Consider the following 12,474-nt stretch of genomic DNA (forward strand, 5'->3'; position numbering starts at 1 on the left):
CTTTATTTGCTAACTTTTTTCGCATCATACGTAAGAATGCGGGCAAAAGTCTTTCGCGATATCACAACTTTCATTCAAGAAATAAAAAAAGGCTGATGCTACTTAGCATCAGCCTTTGTTGTATTAATAGAACGTTATTTCGCTATAGTCTTATAGAGACTCAGTGAATGTACGCGCGATTACGTCAGCTTGTTGCTCTGCAGTTAGAGAGTTGAAGCGAACAGCGTAACCAGATACACGGATTGTTAGCTGAGGGTATTTCTCTGGGTGCTTAACTGCGTCTTCTAGAGTTTCACGGTTAAGAACGTTCACGTTGAGGTGTTGACCACCTTCGATACCCGCTTCGTGGTGGAAGTAACCATCCATCAGACCAGCAAGGTTAGCGCGTTGTGAGCCCTCATCTTTACCTAGTGCGTTAGGTACGATAGAGAATGTGTAAGAGATACCATCTTGTGCGTCAGCAAACGGCAGTTTAGCAACTGAAGTTAGTGATGCTACAGCACCTTTCTCGTCACGACCGTGCATTGGGTTTGCACCTGGAGCAAATGGAGCACCAGCACGACGACCGTCAGGCGTGTTACCAGTTTTCTTACCGTAAACCACGTTTGAAGTGATAGTAAGAATTGACTGAGTAGGGATTGCATCACGGTAAGTCTTAAGCTTACGGATTTTGCCCATAAATACAGAAACAAGTTCACATGCAATATCATCAACGCGTGGATCGTTGTTACCGAATTTAGGGTAATCGCCTTCGATTTCGAAGTCGATTGCTAGACCGTCTTCGTCACGAATTGGCTTAACTTTTGCGTATTTAATTGCAGATAGTGAGTCAGCTGCAACAGATAGACCAGCAATACCACAAGCCATAGTACGTTTAACGTCACGGTCGTGTAGAGCCATTAGTGCCGCTTCGTAGCTGTACTTATCGTGCATGAAGTGGATAGCGTTTAGTGCAGTCACATATTGTTTCGCTAGCCAATCCATGAAGTGGTCCATTTTCTCCCACAGTTCATCGTAGTTAAGAACATCGCCTTCGATCTTAGGCATTTGCGGGCCAACTTGGATTTTTAGCTTCTCATCCACACCACCGTTGATGGTGTAAAGCATTGTTTTCGCAAGGTTCGCACGAGCACCGAAGAACTGCATTTGCTTACCAACAACCATTGGAGATACACAACATGCGATCGCGTAGTCGTCAGAGTTCATGTCTGGACGCATTAAGTCGTCATTTTCGTACTGAATAGAAGAAGTATCGATAGATACTTTCGCACAGAACTTCTTGAAGCCTTCAGGTAGTTGCTCAGACCAAAGAACAGTGATGTTTGGCTCTGGAGAAGGACCCATAGTGTATAGTGAGTTTAGGAAACGGAAGTTTGTACGAGTAACTAGCGTACGACCGTCAAGACCCATACCACCCATAGACTCAGTTGCCCAGATAGGGTCGCCAGAGAATAGGTCATCGTACTCAGGAGTACGTAGGAAACGAACCATACGTAGTTTCATTACGAAGTGGTCGATCATTTCCTGAGCTTGTTCTTCAGTTAGCTTACCAGCCGCGATATCACGTTCGATGAAGATGTCTAGAAACGTAGAAGTACGACCTAGAGACATAGCCGCACCGTTTTGAGATTTAACAGCAGCTAGGTAACCGAAGTAAGTCCACTGAATAGCTTCTTGCGCAGTTTCAGCAGGACGAGAAATATCACAACCGTATTTTGCAGCCATTTCTTTGATTTGACCTAGAGCACGGTGTTGCTCTGCGATCTCTTCACGAAGCTGCATTGTCATTTGTAGGTCTTCGCCGTTCTCAAAACGCTCTTGTAGAGAAGAGAACTGCGCGAATTTATCCTTCATTAGGAAGTCAATACCGTATAGAGCAACACGACGGTAGTCACCGATGATACGACCACGACCGTATGCATCTGGAAGACCAGTCAGTACGCCAGATTTACGACACGCCATGATTTGAGGAGTGTAGATATCGAAAACGCCTTGGTTGTGAGTTTTACGGTATTCTGTGTAGATTTTTTTAACTTGTGGGTCTAGCTCGCGGTCGTAGGCTTTGCATGAACCTTCAACCATGCGGATACCACCGTTAGGGATGATCGCACGTTTTAGAGGAGCGTCAGTTTGAAGACCTACGATAGTTTCTAGGTCTTTTTCGATGTAGCCTGCATCGTGAGCAGTGATGGTAGAGATAACTGAAGTATCAAAATCAACAGGAGCGTGAGTCGCGTTCTCTTGTTTGATGCCTTCCATTACCTTAGCCCAAAGCTTGTTAGTCGCTTCAGTACCTTCAGAAACTAGGAAAGATTCGTCGCCTTCGTACGGAGTGTAGTTCTTCTGAATGAAATCACGAACGTTTACTTCGTTTTGCCAGTCGCCTGCAGCAAAACCTTCCCAAGCTTTAGCAAATTGCTCTGCCATGACATACCTACCTTTTTAGTAGAAAAAAATACGTACTGCTTCGCCGTTGAGCCAGCTATCCCCAGATAAAAGAGGGGAACAGTACACTCTTATGAATAACAATATTTATAGTCTTAAATTTACGTATTCGATTTACAAAACTATAAATATTGTCACTAGTTTTAACGTTTCTCTTTTTAAGCAACAGTTAGAGGTTAAACTAAAATTTTTTTGCAAACCTTAAACTAAATCAATAAATCCTCAAAAATTTCGATAAAAATGGGGTAGCGACGAGCGCTACCCACAAATTTCTGGACTGCTAGCTTATAGCCAAGCTTGGATGCCATACTGGCCTTCAAGCATACCAACTGCAAGCATAGCAACTAAACAGATAACAAGTACGCTTACTGGGATCACAATCTTGTCTACAAATGATAGGCGAGACGCGCGCTCTTTATCTCCAATTAAACCGTTGTTATCTAAAAGCATAGTTAGTGCCCAAGCTAGAACTGGGTTAACAACGGCAGAACCAAAGATACAGATACCTGCTGCTTGTGAGTCTTTCGAGTCCTTCACCATCTGCATGCCAGCTTCAAGCAGTGGTAGAGATACACCAACGAGAAGAGCAACGCGCATAACTGGAGGCCATACTGCAACGTCCATAGGAAAACCAAGGATTGCAACAATAATACATAGAGAGCCTAGTAAGATGGCACCAGCAGGAATAGGGCGTTTCGCGATTGCAGCAGGGATCATGTAAGTCCCCCAAGATGATGTGATGTTACCACCACCCACTGCAGTACCGACCATTTGGCGAACGGAACACATTGTCATTGTGTCATCAACGTCCATCAGCACTTTCTCACTCTTACGTGGGTAGTTCATCTCTTGGAAGATACGGTGACCCAAGAAGTCAGGTGACCACATTGCTACCGCAAGAATGGCGAATGGTAGAGAAGCGATGAAGTGTTCCATATTAGGAAGACCAAGCATCCAACCTTCTTCTGTTGAACCCCACCAGTAGATTGGATTTAGGTTTGGAAGGCCTGTCTCGGTTACGAATTTAATATCGAAGCCTGCGCCAAGAGCAAGTGCGATTGCAAGCCCAGTGAAGGCACAAACAGGGATCGCTAGCCAGCGTTTGTTCACTTTAGCAAGGAACGCGTATAAGCCAATGGTAACCGCAAGAACAATTAGACCGATGTAACCCATGCTACCAGCGGCAACCGTATCGGATTGCAAACCAACAGCCCAAGCTTGAATAGAGTTAATTTGGCTCATGGTTCCGGTTAAACCTAAGAAAATAAGAAGGCCACCAGCCGTACCTTCAGAGGTGAGGTTAACCAGTTTTGACCCACCTTTTAAGAGGCTCAAAATCAAACCAAACACACCAATGAGAATTGCTAATGCAAGAGGGTGAGCACCAGCAAGAGCGATGGTACCAATAAGAGGGATCATTGGGCCGTGGTTGCCTGCTAGATTGGCTTTAGGGTTAATAAAACCAGAGGCAAGTACACAGAAAAGAAGTGCAGGGATGAGCATTTCTACACGCGCAACTTCGATAGCAAAGTCCTTGCCTAAGTTTACGTGGTCCCATGCTGCAGTAAGACCTTCAGCCCAAGACATCATTACCGCAGAGTACATTGCGATAATACCGATAGTACCAGCAAGTGCTGGAACAAGGTCTTCAAGCTCAAAGCGGAAGTCACGACCTGGCAAGTTCAAGCCAAAACGACGTGGCTTCATAATTTGTAGTTCGTGGTCTAGGTAGTCTGAACGGCTTGCGAACTCAGATGCTGGACGATGAAGCTCACGGTAGCTCTTGGTCTCGATATCTGAATCAGAGTGCGTTTTGTTAACTGCGTCTGACATAGATTCCTCATATATTTAAAAGTTATGAATTCTTCATTCAATTGTGTTAATCCGCATCCTGCGGCACGCTTATGCTAGCTATTGTTAGATTTGTTACACGTCGACACTGTGCCTAAGCATAGCTAATAACTTATTGTGTTGAGGCGCAAAAAAAAGCCTCATCTTTTGGCAGGAGTCTAGCAAGATAGCCATTTAGGGTGATTGATTTAGATCACTTTAAGAATGGTTGTGAAATAAAACTACAGAAAGTTTCTGGCATGCGAATGAGATGCGGAGATCTTGTGTAATTTCATTACACAAGTTGCATAAAATTAGAACTTTTTGTCCTTTTGCACGAGATGCAGATTAAATGTCAATATTCACGGTGATTATATAAAGCTGGCTTTATTCTTGCTTTGGACAGAGCAAAGACAATTTTTTGGCTAATCATTGCCGCTCAGTTTAGGAAAAAGACATGAAACAGCTTAAAGTACTGCCACTAGTGGCAATCATCTCAGGGTTAATGGTCGGTTGCGGCGGCGGTGGCGGCGGTGGCGGTGGTTCCACACCAAGAACTACATTCACTTTTACTTTTGCAGCTCCAAATGTCATTAGTGAAACAAATGCACAAAAAGACAGCTGTACTATTTACGACCGAAGAGTAGATGGCAACGGCATCGAGCAGGTATTGACCTATCAACCAGCCGTAAGTGCACAGCTAACAGGAGGTAAGGTCGTCGGTTTCTATTCAGACAAGAATGGTGTCCGTCAAGGCGACTTTATCTACCCATCAGGCACTACTTTGAAATTTGTTCTAGAAGACATTCCTGAGGACGGCTATTTTACTTATCAGTTGCTTGATGCTTCTGGAACAGTATTTACGGCAAACAGCTTCGGTCGAGATTTTTTAAAGGACAATAACCTTAGAAACTCAACGTTCTCAATGAATCGAGAGGCGGTGTCTGCTTGCAATAAAAATGGCAACTTCCGTAAGGCTACCCGAACTGACCTTAAATATGAAGCAACGGAGGCTGGTGGCTTAGAGTACAACTTCATATCTAAAATTGCGAAAGAGTCTAAGCCTACCTATTCTATTGATTCTTTGGATGTAAGAGCAATTGGTTCGAAGATGGAGTCGACAGTCGTGCTACAATATGCAGACGCAGCGAAAACAGAACTGCACCAGTATGGTATTCGCGATTGGTCGAGTGAATCACCATTGCCGTTGGTTGGCATGAATGGCTCTTCTCCAATCTTGAACCCAACACTTTTTAAATATGACACTTTAGACATCAGTGTACTTGTTGGTGATTACAACTACGAAGTTGCAGAGCTACCTATGTCAACGACGAAGTTCTACCACCCGCTTGAGCCAAAAACGGAAACTTGGACTTACAGTGTTGCAGCTGAAAAACCTATCAATGGTTGGACGGTAGTGCTGAACCAAAAGATGTATCAGGACGCAAATTGGGATATCTCAATTGATCCAAGCGCTTACTACAACCTAAATGCTCTGCCTGCGTCGCATGTGGTGAGAGGCTCAACTATTGATACTGGTTTTGCTTTCACTGACCAAGATAAAGGCTTTAGCCGCCTTGCATATCGTGCAGAGTCTAACTCTGGAACACTACACCGAGTAACACACAAGATATTTACAACTTTAGAGAGTGATGTCGTTGTTCCGGAGTTGTTCTACTACACATTCGATGACAGTGTGAAGCAAGATTTGAAAGTTTCTTCTAAAAGTGATTTCTCACAATCTATTGTCGTGGAGTCTGCTGAAGCAAACCTAAATAGCTATGACTTTGTTTCTCTTTTCTCTCATGGTGATGTGACCGATCTTAAAGTGGATCACGATGGTCTTGTGATCAGTGAAGTTGATTCTGAGAAGGTCAATACGAATGCTCAGAAATCTGATTTTATGGTATTGGTTAAGTAGCGTCTTAACACTTTTGTAAATTTATTAAGCCCCTTTGAAAGGGGCTTTTTTATATTTAATATTCAACTTTTGAAGAATATGTTGCTATATATTGCATATTAATTTGCCTATCGTATCTTTCTATTCGAATTATTTAGGTTAATAATTTGTTGCAAGTTTCAAGGGGCGGTGCTAATTTGTTCCGAATTAGAGAGGGCGGAGTCCCTTAATTGCAGTGACAAAAACACAGGGAGTAGGGCGCATGAATGATGTACCAGCGCTAGATATAAAAGACCTGCACAAAACATTTGGACAAAATGAAGTTTTAAAAGGCATTTCACTTGCCGCGCACAAAGGAGATGTTATCTCCATTATTGGCTCTTCCGGCTCAGGTAAGAGTACCTTTCTCAGATGTATCAACTTGCTAGAAACGCCTACCGCGGGCGAAATTTGGGTAAATGGTGAATTAATCCAAATGAAGAACAGCAGAGCAGGTGAATCTGTTCCTGCTAATGAAAAGCAAGTCCAACGTATTCGCTCACGCCTGGCAATGGTTTTCCAAGGTTTCAACCTCTGGTCTCACCTAACCGTACTAGAAAACGTGATTGAGGCGCCTGTTCATGTCTTAGGCGTGCCAAAAGCTCAAGCGATTGAAAACGCAGAAGTCTTGCTTAAGAAGGTAGGCTTGTATGAGCGTAAGGATTATTACCCTGGGCACTTATCTGGCGGCCAGCAGCAACGTGCAGCTATTGCCCGTGCGCTAGCAGTTGACCCAGAGGTGATGTTGTTTGACGAGCCAACTTCTGCGCTTGACCCAGAACTTGTAGGAGAAGTTCTGGGGGTAATGAGAGATTTGGCAGATGAAGGGCGAACTATGCTGGTGGTCACGCACGAAATGGCGTTTGCGCGTGACGTATCAAACCATGTGATGTTTTTACATCAAGGCTTAGTGGAAGAACAGGGAAATCCAGCTAAGCTATTTACAAACCCGGATTCAGAACGATTACAGCAGTTTATCTCATCCATTTACTAATATTTGTTAGGCGGCAGACTATTGCCTCCTAAGCCAACACAACAAACAAAACGAAATAAAATAGCAATCACAGGAGTATGGAAATGAAAAAGTGGTTATTAGCAGCAACGATTGCTGCAACGGCAGTATCAGGTGTTGCCCAAGCGAAAGAATGGAAAACAGTTCGCTTTGGTATCGAAGGTGCTTACCCTCCGTTTAGCTGGACAGAAACTGATGGCTCAATAAAAGGCTTTGACGTAGACATGGCAAATGCACTCTGTGAAGAGATGCAAGTGAAGTGCAAAATCGTCGCTCAAGATTGGGATGGTATTATTCCTTCTCTGCTTGCACGTAAGTACGATGCCATCATCGCAGCAATGTCTATCACTGAAGAGCGCAAGAAAAAAGTCGATTTCACTGGCAAGTACGCACAAATTCCAAATAAATTTATCGCTAAGAAAGGTGCGGGTCTAGATTTTGATAATCTTAAAGATGTCAAAATTGGCGTGCAACGTGCGACGACACATGACAAGTACTTAACTGACAACTACGGCGATGATGTTGAAATTGTGCGTTATGGCTCTTTTGATGAAGCGTATCTTGATCTAGAAAATGGTCGAATTGCTGCCGTTTTAGGTGATGCGTCTGCTCTAGAAGAGGGTGTGATCAACAAAGCAGGTGGCGAAGCTTATGAGTTTGTTGGACCATCGTTAACCGATCCAAAATGGTTTGGCGAAGGTATGGGTATCGCTGTTCGTAAACAAGACAAAGATCTGACGAAGAAACTCGACGCAGCAATTATTTCACTACGTGAGAAAGGTGTTTACCAAGAAATTGCTGGTAAATACTTTAACTACGATGTGTACGGTGAATAAACCGTAATTAAGCGACCGTTGGCTTGTTCCTAGAAGTAGTCAACGGTCGATTTTTTGAGTTTAGGGATTAGGAACTCACCTATGCTAGATTTACAAGGATACGAAGCTTCGATTTTGAAAGGAGCTTTAGTAACAATAGAAGTTGCAGTGCTTTCACTCATTCTCGCCATGGTCTTAGGCATGCTTGGCGCACTAGCTAAGTTAGCGCCTTACAAATGGGCAAGGGCGATTGCCACTCTTTACACCACCGTCATTCGCGGCATTCCAGATTTGGTTCTGATGATGCTAATTTTCTTTGGTGGACAAATACTTTTAAATAACAGCCTTTACTCCATCAACGAAACGCTCAACGAGTGGTTTGCCTCGAGTGATCCAAACCATGAATGGACGTCTTACTTACCTGATTATATTGATGTCAGCCCATTTATAGCTGGTGTACTCACGATTGGTTTTATCTTTGGCGCCTACATGGCGGAGACTTTTCGTGGAGCGATCATGGCGGTGGACAAGGGTGAATTAGAAGCGGCGAAAGCTTATGGGATGAGTTCTGCTTTATCGTTTAGAAGAATCTTACTTCCTCAGATGATTCGTCATGCATTACCTGGATTTGGTAATAACTGGTTAGTGTTACTTAAGACCACAGCGTTAGTTTCCATTATTGGTCTGGATGACATGGTGAGAATGAGCTCATTGGCAGCAGGTACAACGAAAATGCCGTTCACCTTTTACATGGCTGTCGCGCTCATCTTTCTATTTTTTACCAGCGTTTCGACCGGGCTACTCAAGCTTGTTGAGCGTAAGTTCAGTATTCATGCGAGGTAAGTTATGGACTTTTCTTTGATTATTGAAAGCTTTCCAACTTATCTTCAGGGACTTTGGACAACAGTTTGGTTAGTGGGATTAGCGTTGGTTATTGGCTTGTGTGTCTCTATCCCATTAGCCGTGGCACGCAATAGTACCAATTACGCTCTAAGCTTACCTTCTTGGGGATTCATTTACTTTTTCCGTGGAACGCCGCTATTGGTTCAGCTGTATTTGATTTACTACGGCATGGATCAGTTTTTCCCTGTGAAAGATACCTTGTGGGAGAACGCTTGGTTCTGTGCTTTGGTCGCTTTTATTCTGAATACATCGGCTTACACCGCAGAAATTATTCGTGGTGCGATTAATGGTTTGCCGAAAGGTGAGGTGGAAGCTGCGAAAGCCTATGGCATGAGTAAGTTTATGACATACAGACGTATTATCTTGCCGAGTGCATTGCGTCGAGCATTACCAGCTTATTCCAACGAGGTCATATTTATGCTGCACGGAAGTGCAGTCGCGGGCATCGTTACCATCATGGATTTAACTGGTGCTGCGCGTCTAGTTAACTCGCGCTACTATGCACCATTTGAGTCTTTCCTGACGGCGGGGCTGTTCTACATGGCACTGACGTTTATGATTTTGTGGTGTTTCAAAGTGGCAGAGAAGCGTTTCTTAGCTTATCTACGTCCTTTAAGCTAATTATCAATAGAGGCAATAGCACCGGAGTGGGTGCTATTGCTTTTGATAATTTTGTTATCTTCATTCCTATTTTTCCAGCCGATGTAAAAGACTCTTTCTTATTATTCATTAACTTACATTAACATTCGATAAACTCATTGTTTAGTAAGTAAAAATGAAAAAAACAATTCTATCGTTGGGCATTGCCGCCTTAGCCACAGGATGTGGTGGGGGAGAGGGAGAATCACAACCTAATGCTCAAGTAAAACCAACGCCAGCTCCAGTTCAACAAGCTCTTGAAACTGGTAATGCACTGCTCGTTTCTGACCCGAGCGATTTCATTCGAGAAAGTCGTCAGGTTGTAGAAGACCACAAGATGCAGTCGAATACGATCAAATCTGCAATTGCGAAAAACCTTTCAGGTCTTTATTGGGATCCAACCCATGATGCCGCGATCTTGGCACCTCAGTATGGCTTCAACGACACCATCTTGATGACCAATAAGGCCATGGCAAGCGGTTACAAAGATCAAGCGCTGTCAATTGGCGTTGCCGGGGAAAAGTCTAATGGTCAACGTTACGCACTATTAGGTAGTAACCCATTTAGAACGGCACAACGTTTTCCCGACTCTTCCAACGCGGCGATGACGCAATGGTTAAGTAACCTGGTCACTTGGTTGTCGGGCGGAGTTACTTCAAACGTCGTCATCGCGCAAATGGATCAGTCTTATTACTTTCCGGATGAGCAAGCGACTCGGAATTGGCTGAAAGACAATGTTTCACAAGAGCTGGCGTTTAACGAGGCCAACCTATGCGATGGTTCGAAGCTACTTAGCTGCTTGCAAACCAATACTCCAAACTTATTGATCTTGTCACAGCATCTGCAATCTGGAGATACCAACAAACCAGTACTCGAAGCTTTGGAATACGCTGAGCAAGCCCAAATTCCTGTTCTATACCTGCATTGGGATGGAGGACTAACTGATCTTGGCCAAGACATTTTGGAAAAATTCCATGTTGATTATGTGGGAGATAACTATTGGCGTAAGTTCGGCTTGGTCGACTGGGAACCTTCATCGTTGATGAACGTTGTGCCGGATTCTGTTATTACACAACAAGCGTTGTTGTCTCGTTTTGAATCTCAAAATTTCAACGTTGACTTGTCAAAGTGTGATGACAAATCCTGCCCTGACACTGCGAATATGGACAGTCAATTTTATGCAGGGGCAAACAGCATTCGCCATTGGTTGCAAAAGCTTGATGAACAAAAAGTAGATTTGTTTAATCAAAACGGCTACCAATACGAAAAACTCATGGTATTGCTGGCTGATCATTATCGTCAAACGGTTGTCTTCCCGATGGACAAACAATCAACCCAAATGACCGAATTCCTAAAGTCGTACTTTTCCGATTACGTGCAATACAACAGCCGAAGCGTAAACCCAAAACAACCAAATATGGGGAACTTCAGCCGTAGTGAGTTTAGCCCTGACATAAAGAGAATCAGTGCAACGATTAATATGGAATCAAAGCGTAACTTCCGTTCGGCTGGTGTGTATGCACTTCCTGGGGAAACCTTTACGGTTAAACGTAATGACAGCAATGATGTGGCGACTAAGATTGTCATCAACACTTTAAGAAGTGGTGCAACTCATGAGTTCAGCAAAGATGGATACACGCGACCAAAACTGCTGACTTCATTCGGCTATGAAGTGAAGCCGGGTGAAACCATCACGCTGACTTCTCCTTATGGTGGTCCAGTACAGGTTCACTTTGACAAAAATGATGTTCCGGTTGAACTGAAATTTAATCATGTGGCACAGCATCCAGTTTGGAGAAGTGAGAAGGACAACGACGCTTTTATTCAACAGTTAGAAGCCAATTTATTCGATTGGGCTGAGCTGATCACTCCTGGGTTTGAAGTACACTCAAAGCGCGACAAAATGTTGGAGTCGGTCAACGATGAAATGTGGTCTACCCCTTCGGAAATGGCGCTTGCAACAGAAGAATATGTTCACAACTACCCGCATGTGCTGGCAGGTTTCCAAGGGCCGGGGATCGATGAGGTTCCGGAAATTATCCAGTATGCCAAAAATCAAGGTTGGGAAATCGCCAATATTGATATAGTGAAGCACATGAACGCTGACCAAGCGACGTGTGGTTATGGTTGTTCGGGTAACCCTTACGATGCTTACTGGTCATTCAGCCCACTCGGTCACGGTGATTTACATGAGCTTGGTCATGGTTTAGAAAAAGGTCGATTCCGATTTTCAGGCTGGGAAGGGCATTCAACGACCAATTACTACTCGTATTACAGTAAGTCTCGTTTCTTCCAGAATACGGGAAAAGTTTCAACTTGCCAAAGCTTGGATTTCAAAGGCCAGTTTGAATTATTGCAAGCTAGCCGAACTCAAGCGGATCCAAACGCATACATGGCTGCGCAAAATCAAACCAGTTGGAGTTGGGGCGCTCGTGTTTACATTCAAATGATGATGGCGGCGCAGCATGAAGGTGTGCTTAAAAATGGTTGGCATTTATTGGCGCGCTTGCACCTGATTGAACGTGAGTTTAACCGCTTAAAATCGGACGATGCGCTTTGGGATGAGAGACGATTGAGTATTGGTTTCGCCAACTACTCTCGGGAAGAAGCAAATAGCATCTCGAACAACGACTGGTTGCTTATTGCTCTGAGCTACATCTCTCAGCGAGATATGACTAACTATCTCGATATGTGGGGGTTCTCGCTCACAGAAAAAGCGAAACAGCAGGTTGTGGCGCTGAATCTACCGCCGATGCCGCTCACTTACTTTGCAAGTAGTAATACAGGCTACTGTCTGAACGAATTTGCACAAACACCGATAACTGTTGATGGTCAAACGGTTTGGCCGCTGAATCAGTGATTAAATGGTAATTTGTATGAAAAAGGGAGAC

At 43.9% G+C, this 12,474-nt stretch carries 8 protein-coding genes; 6 read left to right on the plus strand and 2 right to left on the minus strand.

Features of this window, described 5'->3' with window-relative positions; translation table 11 throughout:
* Window positions 1-150 precede the first annotated feature (150 nt).
* Window positions 151-2,427 (minus strand): formate C-acetyltransferase, encoded by a 2,277-nt coding sequence (pflB, locus tag R7040_RS00240; protein ID WP_005378442.1) that lies wholly within the window; start codon window positions 2,425-2,427, stop codon window positions 151-153.
* Window positions 2,428-2,730: 303 nt separating this feature from the next.
* Entirely contained in the window at window positions 2,731-4,278 is a 1,548-nt protein-coding gene (locus R7040_RS00245; protein ID WP_005378441.1) for a DUF3360 family protein, read from the minus strand.
* A 454-nt stretch (window positions 4,279-4,732) separates the two neighbouring features.
* Here R7040_RS00245 and R7040_RS00250 point away from each other — a divergent pair, with 454 nt between their 5' ends.
* From R7040_RS00250 to R7040_RS00275, 6 genes are all read left to right on the plus strand, one after another.
* A complete protein-coding gene (locus R7040_RS00250) occupies window positions 4,733-6,196 on the plus strand; it encodes a hypothetical protein (RefSeq protein ID WP_033905046.1) in 1,464 nt (487 codons plus the stop codon).
* A gap of 241 nt (window positions 6,197-6,437) precedes the next feature.
* Window positions 6,438-7,208 carry an ABC transporter ATP-binding protein gene (locus tag R7040_RS00255; protein WP_054729268.1) on the plus strand — a complete coding sequence of 257 codons (771 nt, stop codon included), beginning with the start codon at window positions 6,438-6,440 and terminating at the stop codon, window positions 7,206-7,208.
* An 83-nt stretch (window positions 7,209-7,291) separates the two neighbouring features.
* Window positions 7,292-8,062 carry an ABC transporter substrate-binding protein gene (locus R7040_RS00260; RefSeq protein ID WP_005378437.1) on the plus strand — a complete coding sequence of 257 codons (771 nt, stop codon included), beginning with the start codon at window positions 7,292-7,294 and terminating at the stop codon, window positions 8,060-8,062.
* An 81-nt stretch (window positions 8,063-8,143) separates the two neighbouring features.
* The gene (locus R7040_RS00265) at window positions 8,144-8,884 is read left to right on the plus strand and encodes an ABC transporter permease (protein WP_005378436.1); all 741 of its coding nucleotides are present in this window, start codon (window positions 8,144-8,146) and stop codon (window positions 8,882-8,884) included.
* Between the two features lie 3 nt (window positions 8,885-8,887).
* On the plus strand, window positions 8,888-9,565 hold the full coding sequence (locus tag R7040_RS00270; RefSeq protein ID WP_005378435.1) for an ABC transporter permease: 678 nt from the start codon (window positions 8,888-8,890) through the stop codon (window positions 9,563-9,565).
* Between the two features lie 154 nt (window positions 9,566-9,719).
* Window positions 9,720-12,443, plus strand: a complete 2,724-nt coding sequence (locus R7040_RS00275; protein WP_318094510.1) for an ImpA family metalloprotease — start codon at window positions 9,720-9,722, stop codon at window positions 12,441-12,443.
* Window positions 12,444-12,474: the final 31 nt, after the last annotated feature.

The organism is Vibrio sp. 1069 (assembly GCF_033340555.1).

What these genes read in the sequence shown, in the direction of transcription:
- R7040_RS00265 (WP_005378436.1), top strand. Translation starts at nt 8,144, where the DNA reads ATGCTAGATTTACAAGGATACGAAGCTTCGATTTTGAAAGGAGCTTTA.
- R7040_RS00245 (WP_005378441.1), bottom strand. Translation starts at nt 4,278, where the DNA reads ATGTCAGACGCAGTTAACAAAACGCACTCTGATTCAGATATCGAGACC.
- R7040_RS00260 (WP_005378437.1), top strand. Translation starts at nt 7,292, where the DNA reads ATGAAAAAGTGGTTATTAGCAGCAACGATTGCTGCAACGGCAGTATCA.
- R7040_RS00275 (WP_318094510.1), top strand. Translation starts at nt 9,720, where the DNA reads ATGAAAAAAACAATTCTATCGTTGGGCATTGCCGCCTTAGCCACAGGA.
- R7040_RS00270 (WP_005378435.1), top strand. Translation starts at nt 8,888, where the DNA reads ATGGACTTTTCTTTGATTATTGAAAGCTTTCCAACTTATCTTCAGGGA.
- R7040_RS00250 (WP_033905046.1), top strand. Translation starts at nt 4,733, where the DNA reads ATGAAACAGCTTAAAGTACTGCCACTAGTGGCAATCATCTCAGGGTTA.
- pflB (WP_005378442.1), bottom strand. Translation starts at nt 2,427, where the DNA reads ATGGCAGAGCAATTTGCTAAAGCTTGGGAAGGTTTTGCTGCAGGCGAC.
- R7040_RS00255 (WP_054729268.1), top strand. Translation starts at nt 6,438, where the DNA reads ATGAATGATGTACCAGCGCTAGATATAAAAGACCTGCACAAAACATTT.